Source organism: Myxococcus sp. AB025B (genome assembly GCF_006518215.1).
GTDB lineage: Bacteria > Myxococcota > Myxococcia > Myxococcales > Myxococcaceae > Myxococcus > Myxococcus fulvus.
Genome location: NZ_SRLW01000115.1, coordinates 1 through 17522 on the forward strand (window position 1 = coordinate 1; position 17522 = coordinate 17522).

Here is a 17522-nt window from a genome sequence, read left to right on the forward strand (position 1 = left end):
CCCGAGACGGGAGGAGGGGGAGGCACGTCCGACGCGCGGCGCTTGCGCACCACCACGTACGCCATGGCGTTGATGGCGAGCGTTCCGACGACGATGACGGCAATCCAGGTCTTCTGTTTCATCCGCTTCTCGGTCTCACCGCCGCGTCCACCCCGGCGCGAAGGCCGTCACCCTCAGGCGACGAAGTACCAGAACAGGGCACTGGCACAGATGGCGGCTCCGGCCGTCAGGACCACGGGCCAGGGAAAGGCCGGCTCGCCCACGGGCAGGGGCCCGGGAGGCGGGCTGTGCACCGTGGCCGACGTGCGCTCCTCCACCGGAGGCCCGGGCCGCGCGCCCGGCACGTCGTCCAGGGGGGACATGTGCCCGGAGGACATGCCGCTGCCGGAGGCCCCGCTGAAGGCGGCCAGCGCCGCGCCCGTGCTCCCGGGGCGGTCCGCGGGGAACAGCGACGTCACCAGCGACGCCAGCTCGCGCCCGCCCGACGTCCAGTGCCGCGACGCGCGGAAGCGCTCCAGGTCCATCGCCAGCTCGCGAGCGCTCTGGTAGCGCGCGTCCGGCTCCTTCTCCAGCAGCCGCAGGATGATGCGCTCCAGCTCCGGCGCGAAGCCCGGTGACACCTGTGACGGAGGCGTCACCTGCACCTGGGTGGCGGCGACGATGGTCTGCTCCACCGTCTCGCGCTTGAACAGGCGTTTGCCGGTGGAGGCCTCGTAGAGGACGATGCCCAGCGAGAACAGGTCCGAGCGGTGGTCCAGCTCCCGGTTCGTTATCTGCTCCGGGGACATGTACGCGTACTTGCCCTTCACCACCCCGACGCTCGTGCGCTCCACGTTGACCGCGCTCTTGACGATGCCGAAGTCCGCCAGCTTGACGATGCCGTCACGCGACACCAGCACGTTGCCCGGCGTCACGTCCCGGTGCACCAGCTTCAGCGGCGTGCCGTCCGGCAGCGTCTTCGAGTGCGCGTACGCCAGCGCGTCCGCCACCGCGATGCCCACGTCCACCGCCACCCGCTGCCCCAGGGGGAACGCCGACTTCCACGCGTGCCGCAGCACCCGGTCCAGCGACTGGCCCTGGATCCACTCCATGGCCAGGTAGTACTGGCCATCAATCTTCCCGAAGTCGAAGACCTGCACGATGTTCGGATGCGTCAGCAGCGCGGCCACCTTCGCCTCGTCCGCGAACATCCGGCTGAACGCCTCCAGGTTGGCGTACTCCGGCAGCACCCGCTTGATGACACACGGCTTGGAGAAGCCGTCCGGACCGTCGATGGAGGCCAGGAAGATGTGCGCCATCCCCCCCGCGGCCAGCCGCTGGAGGATTCTGTACTTCCCGAAGAAGGCCTCTTCCACGGGGGCCGGCACCGGCACGTCGAGCCTGTCCAACGGTCGCCTCGGTAAAAACCTGTAAGGCGAGAAAGATACATTCCGTCTGACTACCCCTCAAGTTCGTGACTCTCGGAGTATCAGCCAGGCGGGCGTCTCGAGCGTCGGGGGCCGGTGGGTCATTCGCCGCGCGGTTTGCGCCGGCTCTTGCGGCGGGGTTTGCGTCGGGCGGGGGGCGGCCTGGTCACCTCGGCGAAGCGCGCGCCGCTGACGCCCGCGTGCTCCAGGGCCTCTTTGATGCCCTCGGAGACGATGAGGCTGACGGGCCAGCCCCAGGTGCGCAGGACGCGGGCGCCGCCGGTCTTCTCCGGGTCGATGCGCAGGCCCTTCACGGTGCGGTAGTGGCCCACGCGCTCGGGAGGGGCGTCCTGGGCGGTGTAGTGGGCGACCTCCGCGCAGCCGCGCTCGTCGATACAGCGCATCAGCCGGGTGGCGACGAGGATGAAGTACGGCTCGCTCTCGCCCTCCACCTCCACGGGGAGCAGCTGCACGTCGTCCGGGGCCAGCTCCCGGAAGACGGAGGCCACGGTGGCGTGGACCACGGGGGTGAGCCCCGCACCGGCCAGCGAGAAGTCCAGGGGCCGCCCCGGGGGCTCGACGGTGAGCTTCAGCCGCCCCCGCTGGAGCACCGGGGCCCCCGAGGTGAAGAACCAGACGGAGTCCATCTTCCGCCCCTCCACGGACACCGGGTCGCTCAGCTCCCGGCGGGCTGGGTGGCGGAAGTCGTCGTGCAGGTCGAAGTAGCGGGCGGCGCGGGCCGTCCGCGGGGGCGCTCGCCGCGCGGCGGACGCACGGCGGGGCCTGTCCGGAGTCTCCTCGGAAGGTGCCGCGCCCATGCGTGGAGTCCCTTCGGGGGAGGCCGGACCCGGAATGCGCCGCGCGAGCAGCCGGAGCGCCTGGGTGAGCCGCCTGAACATCCGCCGATGTTACTTCGCACCTGCCGGGTGGGGGCGAGCGGAACGTGAGGGCGCCTCTTCGCCCGCCTCCTGGGCCGGGCGGCCTACCAGGAGGTGTGCAGCGCGTAGCGGCCCGCGCGGGTGTCCAGGCTGAGGAAGGAGAACCGGCCCTCCGAGCAGGTGCCGCTGTTGAGGAACAGCCGGCTGCCGTGCTCCACCTTCATGCCCAGGTGGGTGTGGCCGGTGACGACGACGTCCGCCTGCTGCTCGTGGGCCCGCGCCAGGGCCCAGCGCTGGAAGGTGCAGCGCTCCGGGTCCGGCGTCGCGTGCGTCAACCGGACGTCCAGCGCCTGGAACATGCGGAACATCGCGTGCAGCCGCATGCGCCGGAGCCACGCGCCCGTCCACACCGCGGCCTCCGACAGCCAGCGTGCCTTGCGGATGACCCAGTCGTGGTGGTGACCGTGGGTGAAGAGCATCCGCACCCCGTCCGCCTCCAGGACCAGCTGCTCGGGCGCCCCCAGCACCGTGCCCGCCACCAGGTCGTGGTTGCCGTGGATGTAGTGGTACTGGGGCTGGGAGAAGCGCCGGACCAGCTCCGGATGGGCGGCGCGAGCGGCCGCCAGCTCGGCCGCCTGGCGTCCCGGGGTCCTGGAGGTGAGCGTCTCGAAGATGTCCCCCAGGAGGATGATGCGCTCGAAGTCGTCCTCCAGCCCCCGCAGGAAGCGCAGGAAGGCCGTGTCCTCGTGGCCGAAGTGGTCCGCCACGTCGCGTCTGCCCAGGTGCAGGTCCGAAATCACCGCGATGCGCATGGCGTGCCCTGTTCCTCACCCGGGTTGCCCCGCAAGGCTGCGCACGGCCCCCGCGTCGCGCCACCAAATCCGCGGGCCCTGTCGCCGCGCGGATGTTCCCCACCTCCGGGACTCTTCCACCGCCGGTCACACTTCGGGTTGTCTTCGTGTTGATTGGACACTAATAATGGTGTCGAAATAACACGAAGTGGCGAAGCATCGAGGGGTGGACCCCATGGTCATCGGCTACATGAAGGCGGCACCGACGTCGTACGTGATGCAGTTCGAGGGGGGACGGATGGTGCGGGAGGGGGCGGGGCTGTCGTTCTTCTACTGGAAGCCGTCCGCGACGCTGGTGAGCGTGCCCCTGTCGAGCGCGGACGTGCCCTTCGTGTTCAACGAGGTGACGCGGGACTTCCAGGCGGTGACGCTGCAGGGGCAGCTGACGTACCGGGTGGCGGACGCGCGCAAGCTCGCGGGGTTGTTGGACTACTCGCTGTCGGCGTCGGGGCGCTACCGCTCGGAGGACCCGGAGAAGCTGCCGGAGCGGCTGGTGCAGGTGGCCCAGGTGCGGGCGCGCACGGTGGTGCAGGGCCTGAGCTTGCGCGAGGTGCTGGTGAGCGCGCAGACGATTGAGGACCAGGTGCTCGTGTCGCTCGCCTCGGCCGAGCCCATCCGCGCGCTGGGGGTGGAGGTGATGGCGTTCTCGCTCTTGTCCGCCAAGCCGACGCCGGAGATGGCGCGGGCCCTGGAGGCGGAGGCGCGCGAGGGGCTGCAGCGCCAGGCGGACGAGGCCATCTACGCGCGCCGCAACGCCGCGGTGGAGCAGGAGCGGCGCATCAAGGAGAGCGAGCTGGCCACGGAGCTGGCCGTGCAGGAGCGCCAGCGGCAGCTGCGTGAGGCGAAGATGGCGGCGGACATCGCGGTGGAGGAGCAGCGCGCGGCCCTGATGGAGCGGTGGACCCAGAACGAGAAGCAGGCCGCGGACGCGCGCGCCTACGCGCTGGAGAAGACGCTGGCCCCCGTGCGCGGCGTGGACTGGAAGACGCTGATGGCCACCTCGGCGAGCGGCGGGGACCCCGCGCTCAACATCGCGCTCGCCTTCCGGGAGATGGCGGAGAACGCGCAGCGCATCGGCGAGCTGAACGTGTCGCCGGACCTGCTCCACTCGCTGATGAGCGCTGGTGCGGGGAGCAAGCCGCCGCAGGTCTCCGCGCCGCGCGCGCCGTCGCCCGGCCGCGAGCGCTGAAGCCACCCGAGGGGAGGGCACGCCATGTTCGAGAAGATTCTCCTGGTCACCCGCCGCACGCGGCTGGCGGGGCTGGTGGAGCGCTTCAACACGAAGAAGCAGGCCAAGTTCTACGTGGAGAACGCGGGGCAGGACTTCGACGAGTTCGAGCGCGAGGACCAGGCCTATGCGCGCGCGGTGGACCGGCTGCGCGACTCGCTGGACGTGGGGCTGCCGGTGCAGCAGGTGGACCGGAGCCTGGTGCCCACCTTCCTCTTCACCGGGAAGGAGGTGGTGGTCGTCGCCGGGCAGGACGGGCTGGTGGCGAACGTGGCCAAGTACGTGGGGGAGCAGCCGCTGGTGGGCGTGAACCCGGACCCGGACCGCTTCGACGGCGTGCTGTTGCCCTATGAAGTCCCGCAGGCACGGGCCGCGGTGCGCAAGGTGCTGGAGGGCAAGGCGCGCACGCGCGGCGTCACGCTGGCGGAGGCGCGGTTGGAGGACGGGCAGCGGCTGCTCGCGTTCAACGACCTGTTCATCGGCGCCAGGACGCACGTGTCGGCGCGCTACCGGCTGAGCCACGGGGGACAGCAGGAGGCGCAGTCGTCCAGCGGGGTGCTGGTGTCCACCGGCGCGGGCTCCAGCGGGTGGCTGTCCTCCGTCTTCACGCTGGCGCGGGCGCTCACCGCGCGCACGGGCGGGGTGCCGGGCGGGGAGTGGCGGCTGTCGTGGGAGGAGCCCCGGCTGGCCTTCGTGGTGCGCGAGCCCTTCGTCAGCCGCAACTCGAGCGCGGAGCTGGTGGGCGGCTTCGTGACGCCCGAGCAGGAGCTGGTGCTGGAGTCGCGGATGCCGTCGGGGGGCGTCATCTTCAGCGACGGGATGGAGGAGGACTTCCTCGCGTTCGGCGCGGGGGCCCGCGCCCACATCCGTCCGGCGAAGCAGCGCGCGCGGCTGGTGATGGCCTGAGGGCCGCGCGCGCCCGGCTCCGGGTCAGGTCACCGTCACTTCGATGTCGGGGCAGTCCACCGCGGTGTCGTGGAACTCGCCGTTGAGGGCGGGCACCTTCGCCGCGTCCGTGGTGACGTCCATCAGCGGGCCCTCGAAGTGGATGCGGTAGGTGCCCGGCGTCTGGACGCCATACACCTGCGCCACGTCGACGCTGCGCTCCTCCGACGCGCCCGGGGCGAGCGTGGCGTAGGAGGACGCGTCCGGCGGCCCGCGCTTGACCATGGGGCCCAGGTAGGGCTGCTCCGTGGCGGAGCCCGCGAGCGTCACCCTGAAGAAGTTGTTGCGGACGCCCTCCAGCGGCGTGTGCCACTTGAGCACGTACACCGGCTGCTCGGAGGTGTTGGTGAGCTTGAAGCGCACCTCCACCGGCTCGCCCGCCTTCACCTGGGCGGGCGCGCTCAGCGAGCACTCCAACGTCTTCTTCGCCATGGCTGCCGTCTCCTCGGGCCGCGCGTCGACTGGCGGCGGCGCCTCTTCCTTGCGGGCCGCGCAGCCCGCCACGGCGATGGCCGCGGTCAAGAGCGCGATGCGACCTGCGTGTGCGTGCTTCATGTGTTGGACCCTCCGCCCTTCGCTCCGGGAGCGCGAGAGGCGCGCCCCTCGACAAAAAAGAAAGCGGGGACGCCCGGCCGCGCCCCCGCTTCCCCTTCACATCATGTCAACGGCGCGCTGTCACGGCAGCGCGGGCGTGTTCTCCGCGAAGTACTCGTGGCTGTCCGCGTTGTCGCGGGCGCGCGCGGAGTTGGACGTCGCCAGGCTGCGGCACGCGCTCTGGCCGTAGGCGTGGTCATCCGTGTCCGCCACGACGGTGAAGTGGCTCATCTCGTGGACCAGCGTGCCGCCCTTGGAGTCCGTGCCGGACATGGGGGCGCTCCAGAAGGCGTTGCACACGTAGATGCGGTAGTGCCCGTTCTTGTAGACGTACGCGTAGGCGCTGTCCGTGCACGCGCAGTCGACGACGACGTTCTTCGTGTCGAATGCGTTCTTGATGGCCGCGAAGTGCGACCGGATGGTGGCCACGTTCGTCGCGGTGTTCGTGCCGAACCACGTGGTGTAGCGCTGGCCGATGGTGCCGTTCAGGTAGTTGACGGCGCCGTTCGTCATCGACTGCGCGGTGGTGAACGCCGTCGACACCGTGGAGGCCGGGCGCGAGCCCGTGCAGCTCGACGTGGACAGCGCCTGCGCGGAGACGGTGTCGCTGCCCCAGGCGACGGGCGGCTGGAACTGACGGCCCTCCACGAACACGCTCAGGCTGTCGGAGGCCAGCTGCGACAGGCCCTGGTGGCCCTCGTCCGAGTGGTGGCCCTCCGAGTCGTAGCGGATGCTGTAGCTGCCCGTCTTCGCGAAGTCGTAGATAGTGGCCAGGTCCACCGTGTAGGAGACGCTCTCTCCGGCCGCCAGGCGCAGGAAGTCCGTCGTCGCCGGCGTGGCCCACTTGTAGTGACGGCCGTTGTACTCCGCCTTCTGCCCGTCCACCGTCACCTGGAACAGGTCCTCCTTGATGCCGTCCGTCGGCGTGTGCCACTTGAGCACCCGCACCGTGTCCCGCGACACGTTGGTGAGCGTCACCTGCACGTTGACGCCCTCGCGCGCCGCGTAGGACTGGCTCGGCACCGACAGCTTCACCGCCACATCGCCCGCGACCGCGTCACGCGCGCTCTCGCCCGCGGTGGGCGTTTCTCCCGCACGCTCGTCCGGCGCACCACACGCCGCCAACAGCGACACGCTGACAACGGCACCCATCCACCCATTGAGGCGACCACCTGAGCTGAAGCTCATGTCGGGGACTTCCTTTCGGGGATTGCTTTGGGGAGTGACTTCGCGGAGCGCGCGACGGTCCTCATTCGGAGAATGCGGTCCTGTCGCGCTATTCAGCTTATAGCTCCGTTCACTCCACCCCGTCCAGGCCCGACATGTCGGGTGGCTACGGGCGCGCGTAGGCGACGAGCAGCGCCACCATGCCGACGGCGTACCCGAGCACCACGGGGCCGAGCGCGAAGAGGACGGCGTCGTAGAGGCTTTCAGTCTGGGTGTTCATGGCCTGGGGTCCTTGCGTGGCGCCGCGCGTCCGTCGCGTGGCACCCGGACCCATGAGCAAGGCGTGGGCCATGACCTGTCCGGGCGGGAAACCCCATGCACTTCGCGCGGTTGAAGCGGGCCCGGGGGGGCGCGCGCCATCAGGGCCCGCGCAAGGTGTTCGCGCCTGGGACGCGCGCGTGCGGCCGCGGTATCGGCCCTCACGCGCGCGTGCAGGGGTTGCGTCGTGGCTCAGGGAGCAGCGGCGCTCTTGGAGGCGAGCGAGCGGACGAGCTCCAGCGCGCGGCGCACATGCTCGCCCACGCGAAGCTGGGATTCGAAGCTGTCCTGGACGATGCCCTGGCGGTCCACCACGAAGGTGACGCGGCCGGGCAGCATGCCGAGGAACGACGCGCCCACGCCGAAGGCCTCGCGCGCCTGGCCCTTCTCGTCGCTCAGCAGCACGAAGGGCAGGCGGTGCTTGGCGGCGAAGCCCTGGTGGGACGCCACCGAGTCGCCGCTGATGCCCACCACCTCCGCGCCCGCCGCGACGAAGTCCTCGTACTGGTCCCTCAACCCGCAGGCCTGCACCGTGCAACCCGGTGAGTCGTCGCGCGGGTAGAAGTAGACGACGAGCACCTTCTGCCCCACCAGGTCCTTGAGGCGCACCGGCTGGTTGCCCGCGCCCGTCAGCGTCACGTCCGGCAGCACATCGCCCTGCTTCAGCAGCTTGTTCTTCGCCACGCTTGGCTCCTCCCGCACGCACCCGGTGCTACAGCGCCGTGCCGTCGGCGCGTCAGTCAACCATGCCCCCGAGGGAGGGGCGAGCTTGCGGACGAGCGCCAACACGCACGGGGTGCACAGCCTGCCCCCTCGCTTTCCGAGAGAGCGCGTGGGCGCGGTGTCACGCGCAACCGCGCCGCACGCATCCGCGATACTTCCACCGCATCTGAATCAGCGTGGGGGCAGCGGGTGTTGCTCCCACGTCCGGCAGGCGACAGCCCTGCGCGCGGCCGGACCCGAAATTTCGGGCACGGGAAGCAATGGCGTCTTACCTTTCGAGACAAGACGTGAGAGCTTAGCTACGGGTACAGGGCGGAAACTTTCGCCGAGGTTGCGCAAGATGCCGTTCAGGCGTAGGACGCAGCCTCGGGGGGTTGGTCAGGAGTGAACATGGTCGGCCTCGTCGTCGCATCGCACGGGCGTTTGGCGGAGGAGCTGGTCTCCACCGCGGAACAGATCGTGGGGAAGCTCCCCGCGGTGGCAACCTGCAACATCGAGCCGGGGACTCCCGTCGAGGACCTCCGCGCGAAGATGAAGCAGGCGGTGTCGCGCGTGGACACGGGTGATGGCGTCATCATCCTCGCGGACCTGTTCGGAGGTACGCCCTGCAAGGAGTCGCTGATGATGTGTCAGCGCATGAATCTGGAGGTCCTGGCGGGCGTCAACCTGCCCATGCTCCTCAAGGCCAACTCGCTTCGCTCCGAGCAGATGACCCTCCCGGAGATGGCCAACCAGCTCGCGTCCTATGGTCAGCGCAACATCACCTGTGCCTCCGCCCTGCTTCGCGAGGCCCAGCAGCCGCGAACTTGACCAAGTGGCGCGGGTCGGCGATTCGAGACGGCTGTGATCACCCTGGTCCGCGTCGACAACCGCCTCATCCACGGCCAGGTCGTCGAGGCCTGGCTGCCGCACCTCAAGGTCTCCCGCGTCGTCGTCGCGGATGACGAGGCGGCCTCCAGCCCGCTCATCCGCGCCGCCATGGCGCTCGCGGTGCAGAGCGCCATCGAGGTGCAGATCCTCCCCCTGTCCCAGGTGGACTTCGCCGCCCTGTCCAAGGACGGGGTGCGCACGCTGGTGCTCCTGCGCGACGTGGCCTCGGTGCCCTTCGCGTACGCGCACGGGCTCTCCCTGGGCGAGCTCAACCTGGGCAACGTGCACTTCGGCACGGGGCGCCGGCAGGTGTCCCCCTCCGTGTTCCTGGCCGAGGCGGAGCTGCGCACGCTGCAGCAGCTGGCCGAGCAGGGCGTGCGCGTGGAGGCCCGCGCCGTCCCCGCGGAGAAGCCCGTGGATCTGCCGGACCTCTCCGAGCGGTGGGTGAAGGCCGGGTGAACACGTGAGCGTCCTCTGGACCCAGGTGGCGCTCGCGGGGTTGTGGGGCGGACTGGTGGCCGTGGAGCGCAAGGCGTTCCTGCAGGCCATGCTGTCGCGTCCGCTGGTGGCCTCCACCGTGATGGGGCTCTTGCTCAACGACGTGCCCTCGGGCCTGGGCGTGGGACTCCTGCTGGAGCTGTTCTTCCTGGGCACCGCCAACCTGGGCGCGTCCCTGCCGGAGAACGACACGCTGGCGGCCACCGCCACCAGCGCGGCGGCGTGCACCATTACCCTGGCCTCGGGCGCGGGCTCCACGCCGGCCATCTGGTCGCTCGCGGTGCTGCTGTTCATCGGCATGGGCCGGGTGGGGCGGCGCGCGGACCGGCTCTTGGAGGGCTACTCGGCCCGGCTGGCGCGCGTGGCGCTGGCGTCCGCGGAGGCCGGCAACCTCACGCGCGCCATGCGGCAGAACCTGTGGGGCATGTGGCCGCACTTCGTGGTGTACGGCGTGCTGACGGCCCTGTGCGCGCTCGCGGGCTTCTTCGTGGAGCCGGCGCTGCAGTCGCTGCCGCCCATGCTGGTGCGGGGGCTGGCGTGGGCGTGGCCGGCCATGGCCTCGGTGGCGGCGGCCATCGCGGCGCAGGGCAGCCACGCCCGGAGGGCGCCCCTGTACGCGGCCCTGGGCGCCGCGGCGGTGACGGTGGCGGTGGTGCTGTACGTGCTCCAGGGGCATGACGCGTGAGCGCTCCGGACACCACGCTTCCCTGGGGAGTGCTGCTGCGCGTCTTCATGCGCTCGCTCTTCCTGCAGGCGTCGTGGAACCCCAAGGGCATGCAGAACCTGGGGCTGGCCTACGCGGTGTTCCCCGCGCTCGAGTGGCTGTACGCGGCGGGCGCCGCGCGCGAGGAGGCGGTGCGCCGGCACCTGGTCTTCTTCAACACGCACCCCTACGTCGCCGCGGCGATTGTCGGCGGCGTCGTCTTCCACGAGGAGCGCATCTGTCGGGGGGAGGAGACCCCGGACAAGGTGGTGGCCTTCAAGGCGGCGCTGATGGGGCCGCTGGCGGCGCTGGGGGACGGGTTCTTCTGGCTGTCGCTCAAGCCCGCGGCGGGCGCGGTGGGGGCGGCGCTGGTGCCGCTCCTGGGCCTGTGGGCGGTGCCCGTCTTCCTGGTGCTCTACAACCTGGTGCACCTGCTGCTCCGGGTGAGGCTGTACTGGCTGGGGCTCACCCTGGGGGACCGGCTGGTGGAGGCGGTGGCGAAGGCCAACCTGCCGGCCCGGGGGGCGCGGCTGCGGACGGTGGCGGCGCTGTGCGCCGGCGGGCTGGCGGCGTGGCTGGCGGTGTCCTTCGGGGCGAACGCGGGCGGGGCGCACGCGCCCTTCCTGGCGGCCGGGTGTCTGGCCCTGGGGGTTGCATCCTACGTGCTGGTCAGCCGTCGGGTGCCCAACTACGTGGTGCTCTACCTCGCGGCGACGCTGGCCTGCGCGGCGGGTGCCTTCCTTTAAGACGAGAGGTAGGAGTCGCGAATGGCAACGGTGGCCGAGGGAACATACGAGATCATCAACGAGCTGGGGCTGCACGCCCGGGCCGCGGCGCAGATGGTCAAGGTGGCCAACCGCTTCAAGAGCGACGTGCTCATCGAGGCGCAGGGACAGCGGGCCAACGCCAAGTCCATCATGGGGGTGCTGATGCTGGCGGCCGCCCAGGGGGTGCAGGTGAAGCTGACCTGTAAGGGAGATGACGCCGACGCGTGTCTCCAGGAGTTGGCAAAGCTCATCGCCGACCGTTTTGGCGAGTCCAAGTGACGGATGACAATGCAAATGCGGTAGGACGGGGAGGGAAGAAAGACACGTGAGCAGCCAGGCCACTCCCACACTGAGGTTGATGGGCATCGGCGCCTCACCCGGCGTGGCGGTCGGCCACGCCTTCATCCTGGACCGGAAGCGCATCCGCACGCCCAAGCTGCGGCTGGCGGAGGCGGAGGTCGAGCCCGAGCGGATGCGGATGAAGACGGCGGTGGACCTGTCGGACCGCCAGCTTGCCGAGCTCAAGGAGCAGATTACGCGCACCGAGGGCAGCGACCACGCGCTCATCCTCGAGGCGCACCGGCTGATGCTCCACGACCCGATGCTGGTGGACGCCGTCAACCAGCTCATCGTCGAGGACCGCATCAACGCCGAGTGGGCCGTCCGGCGGGTGGCCCGCAAGATAAAGCACCTGTTCGACAACATCCCGGACGAGTACTTCCGCGAGCGCCGCTCGGACGTGGACTACGTGGCGGACCGCATCATCCGCAACCTGATGGGCCAGGTGGTGGACGAGGAGGTGGAGGTCCCCGCGGAGGCCATCGTCGTCGCGCATGATTTGCCGCCCGCGGACGCGTCGCTGATGGCGCGCAGCGGCCGCGTGGCGGGCTTCGTGACGGACCTGGGCGGCCAGACGAGCCACACCGCCATCGTCGCCCGCGCGCGGGAGACGCCCGCGGTGGTGGGCGCCGGCCGCGCCAGCGAGCAGATTTCGCCCGGGGACCTGGTGGCCATGGACGGCACCCGGGGCATCATCCTGGTGAACCCCACGGAGGAGCAGCTCCAGAGCTTCCGCGAGGAGCAGCGCCGCCACCAGGAGGCCGAGCAGCTCGCGCTGGCCACCAAGGACCTGGAGGCGGTGAGCACCGACGGCTTCCGCATCCGGCTCAACGGCAACATGGAGTTCCTGGAGGAGATTCCGTCCCTCCTGGCGCACGGCGCGGAGGGCATCGGCCTGTACCGCACCGAGTTCATGTTCCTGGACCGCAAGACGGCGCCCACGGAGGAGGAGCACTACCGCGCCTACCGGCAGGTGCTGGAGGCCATGGGCGGCAAGCCCGTCACCATCCGCACGCTGGATTTGGGCGGCGACAAGGTGCCGGGCAAGACGAAGCACGAGAAGGAGCCCAACCCGGCGATGGGCCTGAGGGCCATCCGCTACTGCCTGTCCAACCGGGAGCTGTTCCGCGTCCAGCTGCGCGCGCTCCTGCGCGCCAGCGTGCACGGCAACCTGCGGCTGATGTTCCCCCTCATCTGCGGGGTGAGCGAGCTGCGCGAGGCCCGCAGCGAGCTGGAGGCGTGCCGCACCGAGCTGGGCCGCGCGGGCGTGCCCGTGGGCAAGCGCTTCCCGGTGGGCATCATGGTGGAGACGCCCAGCGCGGCCATGATTGCCGACCGGCTGGCGCAGGAGGCGGACTTCTTCTCGGTGGGGACCAACGACCTCATCCAGTACTCGCTGGCCATCGACCGCCAGAACCGCGAGGTGGCCTACCTCTACCGTCCGCTGCACCTGTCGGTGCTGCGCATGCTGGAGACCATCGTCCACGCGGCCAAGGCGGCCAACATCCCCGTGTCCATGTGCGGGGAGATGGCGGGAGACCCGCTCTACACGCTGGTGCTGCTGGCGCTCGGCTTCGACGAGCTGTCCATGACGTCCGGGCAGATTCCGGCCGTCAAACGCTTCCTGCGCCGGGTGGGCCGCAAGGACGCGACGGAGCTGCTGCGCGAGGCGATGGAGCTGACCACCGCCGAGGAGATCGAGCGCTTCATGCGCACGGAGATGGACCGGCGCTTCGTCGACACGCCGGAGCCCGCGCCCGCCCACGAGTCCCCTGGCGACACGCCGTCCGGACGCACCACGGGCTGAGGCCCGCCTCGCACTCCCTGGAGCGCGAGGCGAGGGCCTGGCTGCCCGCCCGCCGGGCAGGGGCCCCGTGCCGGAAGAGGGCGGGCATGCCCAACTTCCAGGTCGGCACCGGACTTCGGGAGGCGGGTGTGTTCAATCCAGCGGACATCCAGAAGGGCATGACGGCCAGGGACCGGGATGGGGAGAACCTGGGCCTCATCACCGCCGTGGACGCGGCGGGCTTCCTCATCGAGAAGGGCAGCTACTTCCCGCGCGACTACCGCGTGTCCTTCTCCGACGTGACGGACATCGACCGCGACGACGTGTACCTGCGCCAGGACCTGGCCAGCCTGCCCGGCGTCAGGCCGGACGTGCTGGCGGCGCGCGGCGAGGTGGCCCGGCGTGTGCCCCTCCAGCACGACTTGACGGGGGCGCTCGGCGCGGCCCCCGCGGACTGGGACAGGTAGGGCGCGGCGCGTTCACTCCGGGCTCTCGTCCTCCGAGGGCTCGGGGACGCGGCCCTCCACCTTCAGGCCCTGGCGGGCGCGGTGCCCGCGGATGGCCTTCTCCAGGGGGCGCAGGCCCGCCAGCGCCACCAGGGCGATGACCACCGTGGTGACGGCCGCCCAGTGGAAGCCCATGCCCACCGCGAGCCCCACGGACGCGGTGAGCCACAGGTTGGCCGCCGTCGTCAGCCCCTTCACGTGGCCCTGGTCGCGGATGATGGCGCCCGCGCCCAGGAAGCCGATGCCCACCACCACCTGGCTGGCGATGCGGCTGATGTCCGCCTGCGAGCCCTTGGGCGAGTCCTGCCCCAGGGACGTCTCGACGAAGATGCCCGCGAGCGTGAACAGGCACGCCCCCAGCGACACGATGATGTGGGTGCGCAGCCCCGCGGCCTGGCCGTTGAGCTCGCGCTCCAGGCCGAGCACGGCGCCCAAGAGCGCCGCGACCCCCAGCCTCATGACGATGAGCTTCTCCTCCACGATGGGCGCAACCTACTCACCCAGCTCGATTTTCTCGTCCTTGTCCGCTTCGGTGAGTTCGGGATTGGGCAGCGTGTCGAGCGTGGCGGCGAGCAGCTTGGTGGTGGGCACGACGTACGGCGCCACCTCCTCGCCCAGCTCCTGGCTGAACTTCTGCACCCGCGCCGCGTAGTCCTCGTCGCGCGAGCCCCAGCTCCCCGCGGCCTGGGCCGCCCAGACCTCCTCGCCGTCACGGCAGCGCAAGAGCTGCGCCTTCACCTCGGCCTCCGCGCCGTCGCCCTTCAACTGGATGGTGGGGTCCAGCCAGAGCACGCCCTCCACGCCCTCGGTGCACAGCTCCTTGAAGGTGGTGTCCGTGGGGCGGCCCGGCAGCGCGACGTTGTCCTTCACGATGAAGTCGCGGTTCTGGTTCACCCACTGGCGGGCGATGAGGCTCCACAGCTCCCCCACCGCGGGCTTCTCGTCCGGCAGGGGCTGCGCCACCACCACCAGCCGCTTGGTCTGCTGGCGGTCCACCTGCGCGTAGTCCGGCCGCACGCGGTGGCTCTTCACCGCGGAGCAGCCCGCGAGCAGTCCCAGCCCGAGCACGGGCGCCCATCGCATCAGCCTCATGATGTCTCCCTCTCCCGGCCCCCTTTCCTCACGAAGGAGAAGAGGGCCTCGTTACCGCGCGGTTGTGTGATGTCGATGTCGTCCCGCCGCGCTCAGGCCGCCCGCGTCGAGCCATCCTCGCCGCCGGAGGCGCTGCCCGTGCCGTCGCCCGGCGAGGCCTCGCGCTTGCGGCGGTCATGCATGAGCTGCATCACCGCGGCCAGCACGGTGAAGGACACCACCAGGGTGGTGATGAGGCCGATGCAGGCCACCATGCCCATGGAGCGCAGGCCGTTGTGCGCCGCGGCCAGGAGCGCCGCGAAGCCCGCCACGGCCGTCAGCGTGGAGGACGCCACCGCCGCGCCCACGCTCCTGAGCGCGACCAGCGGCGAGGTGCCTTCCAGGAAGCGGTGCAGCAGGTACAGGCCGTGGCTCACCCCGAAGCCCAGGAGGATGGGCAGGATGATGATGTTCATGAAGTTCAGCCGCAGGCCGATGAGCGACATGATGCCCAGCATCATCGCCACGCCCACGCCCAGCGGAATCACGGACGCCAGCGCCAGCTTCGCGTTGCGGAAGTCCAGGAAGTGCATCGCCAGGATCCACAGCGCGGTGAGCACCACCGTGACCTTGCCGTCCCAGAGCACGATGCGCGCCAGCTTCGCGTACAGCTGCGTGGCGCCCGCGGCGCGGAACTCCTTCTGCGCCGTCGGCGTCTTCGGGTCGAAGTCATCCTTGTCGAAGCGGCCCGGGTAGTAGGTGGCGGGGATGGCGCGCGTCTCGTCGGCGAACTGCATCATCTTCTGGCCGTCGAACAGGTCCACGCTCGAGTAGATGAACGTCAGCCAGCCGCGGTTCTCCGGCTGCGCGCTGGGCAGGTTCTGGAACTGGCTCTTGTAGTTGGCCGGCACGCCGTGCACGTCGAAGGGCTTCGCGTCGAGCACCTTCATGAAGAAGGCGGCGTTCTCCTGCATCTCCGGCGGCAGCGCGGCGATGGAGAAGCCGCGCGCCTCCAGGTTCGCCATGTCCTGCTTCCACTCCTGGAGCACCTTCTCGTTGGCCTTGGCCGTGGCTTCCGGCGGCACGAAGGTGAAGACGCTCACCACCTGGTCGATGGACGGGTACTTCTCCGGGTGCTCGGTCAGCTCGCGGTAGATGCCCTCCGCCTCGTCCAGGTCCTTGGTGTAGATGGCCATGGGGTCGCTGGAGATGTTGAAGCGGGCGTTGATTTCGTCCTGCAGCAACACCGACGACATGCCGTCCGGGATGAGCGCGCGGGTGTTGTAGTTGAAGCCCACGCCGTGCTTCACGCGCTCGAGGAAGCCCAGGTCGCCCTCGGGGGGCTCGCCCGTGCCGGCCCAGGGGACGGCCGCCGCGCAGATGAGCGCGACGAGCGCGGTGCTCACGCCCAGCACCAGCCCGGGGCGGGGGATGCGCAGCTCCTGGCCGCTGGAGGAGTTGGTCGGCGGCGGCTTCATCTCGCCGATGAGCTTCTTGGGCCACGCCGGGTTGATGCGGCCGAACAGCGCCAGGAGCGACGCGCTCCACACGAACAGCGTCAGGCCCAGGATGAGCGTGCCGCAGCCGGCCAGGAAGCCGAACTGGCTGAAGCCGCGGAACTCGCTCACCATCAGCACGAAGAACGAGCCACCCGTCACCACCGCGGCCACCGCCGCCGGGCGGCCCGCGTTGACGAAGGCGTCCACGATGGCCTCGTCGTACGGCTTGCCCGCGCCCAGCTCCAACCGCGTGCGGAAGGTGAAGTGGATGCCGTAGTCGATGCCGAAGCCCATCAGGATGCCGCCCAGGATGGACGTGATCATGTTGAGCTCACCCACCGTCGCGTAGGTGAAGCCCAGCGTGTAGAGGGTTCCAATCACCGTGCCGCTCACCACGATGAACGTGGGCGCCAGCTTCCGGAAGAAGAGGATGGTGATGAGGAAGATGGTGACCAGCGCGATGATGGTGACGGGCTCGAGCGACTCTTCAATCGCGAACGAGTCATCCACCGTCGTCTTGTACGAGCCGGTGTAGCCGTAGGCGATGGTGTTCGCGTCGCCCATCCGCTTGTAGTCCTCGACGAGCTTCACCTTGCCGGCCTGCGTGGAGTACGCGGCCAGGTCCTTGTTGAGCTTGTCGAGGTAGTCCTTCGTCTTGCCAATCTCCGTGGTGTCCCACATCGGCTTGATGAGGATGAGCACCATCTTCTTGTCGGCGGAGATGTTGTAGTCGTCGCGGATGCTCTTCTTGCCGACGGACGAGTACTTGTCGACCAGGTCCTGGAGGTTCAGCTCCACGGGCTTCGTGGCGCCCATGTCGATGTAGAAGGGGTTGCTGCGGCGCAGCTTGTCCTCGAGGAAGGCCATGATGCGGCGCTTGCCCTCCACCAGGTCCTCCGTCTTCACGAAGAGGACCATGTTCTGCTGGATGAACTCGACCGGCAGCTTGTAGCTGACGGTGCGCACGTGCTCCTTGTCCGCCTGGAGCATGCCGGCGATGTCGTCCGCCGTGCGCTTCATGGCGGCCTCGTCCGTCGAGCGCAGGGCCAGCATCAGGAAGCCGCTGCCGCCCACCATGTCGATGACCTGCTTGACGTCCTTCACCTCCTGGAGGTCCTGGGAGATGAGGTCGAGCTGGTTCGAGTTGATGCGCAGCTGCAGCGTGGCCCAGGTGGACATGGCCAGCAGCGTCAGCAGCACGGCCAGGACGGTGCCGGGCCGGCGGACCAGGAGCCTCGCGAAGCTGTAGGCGAAGCGGGAATGGGAGTTCGGGTTTCGAGGAGCGCCGCTCATTCGCGGCGACCCTAGCGGCAAACGCCCGGCCCCGGAAGCGCGGCATGACCTGCCCGGCCGGCTCCCGGGCCGCGAGGAAG

General features: G+C 70.1%; 18 protein-coding genes. 9 read left to right on the forward strand and 9 right to left on the reverse strand.

The window, feature by feature from the left end:
• Nucleotides 1–173: 173 nt before the first annotated feature.
• The 3 genes from FL311_RS20220 to FL311_RS20230 all read right to left on the reverse strand — a co-directional run bounded on the left by FL311_RS20220 (nt 174) and on the right by FL311_RS20230 (nt 3096).
• A complete protein-coding gene (locus tag FL311_RS20220) occupies nt 174–1388 on the reverse strand; it encodes a serine/threonine-protein kinase (protein WP_228556978.1) in 1215 nt (404 codons plus the stop codon).
• Between the two features lie 119 nt (nt 1389–1507).
• A complete protein-coding gene (locus FL311_RS20225; RefSeq protein WP_141327217.1) occupies nt 1508–2224 on the reverse strand; it encodes a DUF1629 domain-containing protein in 717 nt (238 codons plus the stop codon).
• 164 nt (nt 2225–2388) lie between these two features.
• Nucleotides 2389–3096: a metallophosphoesterase family protein gene (locus FL311_RS20230; RefSeq protein WP_141327218.1), complete on the reverse strand. Its 708-nt coding sequence runs from the start codon at nt 3094–3096 to the stop codon at nt 2389–2391.
• Between the two features lie 214 nt (nt 3097–3310).
• On the opposite strand from FL311_RS20230, the gene FL311_RS20235 reads away from it, so the two are divergent.
• Nucleotides 3311–4324: an SPFH domain-containing protein gene (locus FL311_RS20235; RefSeq protein ID WP_141327258.1), complete on the forward strand. Its 1014-nt coding sequence runs from the start codon at nt 3311–3313 to the stop codon at nt 4322–4324.
• Between the two features lie 24 nt (nt 4325–4348).
• A complete protein-coding gene (locus FL311_RS20240; protein WP_141327220.1) occupies nt 4349–5269 on the forward strand; it encodes an NAD+ kinase in 921 nt (306 codons plus the stop codon).
• A gap of 24 nt (nt 5270–5293) precedes the next feature.
• Here the strand turns inward: FL311_RS20240 and FL311_RS20245 are convergent, their stop codons facing one another.
• The 3 genes from FL311_RS20245 to FL311_RS20255 all read right to left on the reverse strand — a co-directional run bounded on the left by FL311_RS20245 (nt 5294) and on the right by FL311_RS20255 (nt 8071).
• Nucleotides 5294–5863, reverse strand: a complete 570-nt coding sequence (locus FL311_RS20245; protein ID WP_141327222.1) for a DUF1573 domain-containing protein — start codon at nt 5861–5863, stop codon at nt 5294–5296.
• A gap of 120 nt (nt 5864–5983) precedes the next feature.
• On the reverse strand, nt 5984–7090 hold the full coding sequence (locus tag FL311_RS20250) for a M35 family metallo-endopeptidase (protein WP_141327224.1): 1107 nt from the start codon (nt 7088–7090) through the stop codon (nt 5984–5986).
• Nucleotides 7091–7579: 489 nt separating this feature from the next.
• Entirely contained in the window at nt 7580–8071 is a 492-nt protein-coding gene (locus FL311_RS20255; protein WP_141327226.1) for a peroxiredoxin, read from the reverse strand.
• A 429-nt stretch (nt 8072–8500) separates the two neighbouring features.
• Here FL311_RS20255 and FL311_RS20260 point away from each other — a divergent pair, with 429 nt between their 5' ends.
• From FL311_RS20260 to FL311_RS20290, 7 genes are all read left to right on the forward strand, one after another.
• Nucleotides 8501–8920, forward strand: a complete 420-nt coding sequence (locus tag FL311_RS20260) for a PTS sugar transporter subunit IIA (protein ID WP_141327227.1) — start codon at nt 8501–8503, stop codon at nt 8918–8920.
• Between the two features lie 33 nt (nt 8921–8953).
• Entirely contained in the window at nt 8954–9439 is a 486-nt protein-coding gene (locus tag FL311_RS20265; RefSeq protein WP_141327229.1) for a PTS sugar transporter subunit IIB, read from the forward strand.
• A gap of 4 nt (nt 9440–9443) precedes the next feature.
• Nucleotides 9444–10163 carry a PTS sugar transporter subunit IIC gene (locus FL311_RS20270; protein WP_141327231.1) on the forward strand — a complete coding sequence of 240 codons (720 nt, stop codon included), beginning with the start codon at nt 9444–9446 and terminating at the stop codon, nt 10161–10163.
• Nucleotides 10160–10927, forward strand: coding sequence for a PTS system mannose/fructose/sorbose family transporter subunit IID (locus FL311_RS20275; RefSeq protein WP_141327233.1), 768 nt, complete (start codon nt 10160–10162; stop codon nt 10925–10927). Before FL311_RS20270 ends, FL311_RS20275 begins: the two co-directional genes overlap by 4 nt.
• A 21-nt stretch (nt 10928–10948) precedes the next feature.
• Entirely contained in the window at nt 10949–11227 is a 279-nt protein-coding gene (locus FL311_RS20280) for an HPr family phosphocarrier protein (protein WP_141327235.1), read from the forward strand.
• A 46-nt stretch (nt 11228–11273) separates the two neighbouring features.
• Nucleotides 11274–13094, forward strand: coding sequence for a phosphoenolpyruvate--protein phosphotransferase (ptsP, locus tag FL311_RS20285; RefSeq protein ID WP_074953505.1), 1821 nt, complete (start codon nt 11274–11276; stop codon nt 13092–13094).
• Between the two features lie 86 nt (nt 13095–13180).
• Complete coding sequence (locus FL311_RS20290; protein WP_228556980.1) at nt 13181–13540, forward strand: hypothetical protein; 360 nt, start codon at nt 13181–13183, stop codon at nt 13538–13540.
• A 12-nt stretch (nt 13541–13552) separates the two neighbouring features.
• Here the strand turns inward: FL311_RS20290 and FL311_RS20295 are convergent, their stop codons facing one another.
• From FL311_RS20295 to FL311_RS20305, 3 genes are all read right to left on the reverse strand, one after another.
• Nucleotides 13553–14059, reverse strand: coding sequence for an MgtC/SapB family protein (locus tag FL311_RS20295; protein ID WP_141327237.1), 507 nt, complete (start codon nt 14057–14059; stop codon nt 13553–13555).
• Nucleotides 14060–14071: 12 nt separating this feature from the next.
• The gene (locus FL311_RS20300; protein ID WP_141327239.1) at nt 14072–14671 is read right to left on the reverse strand and encodes an MXAN_6521/LA_1396 family lipoprotein; all 600 of its coding nucleotides are present in this window, start codon (nt 14669–14671) and stop codon (nt 14072–14074) included.
• 92 nt (nt 14672–14763) lie between these two features.
• Entirely contained in the window at nt 14764–17442 is a 2679-nt protein-coding gene (locus FL311_RS20305; RefSeq protein WP_141327241.1) for an RND family transporter, read from the reverse strand.
• Between the last annotated feature and the right edge of the window lie 80 nt (nt 17443–17522).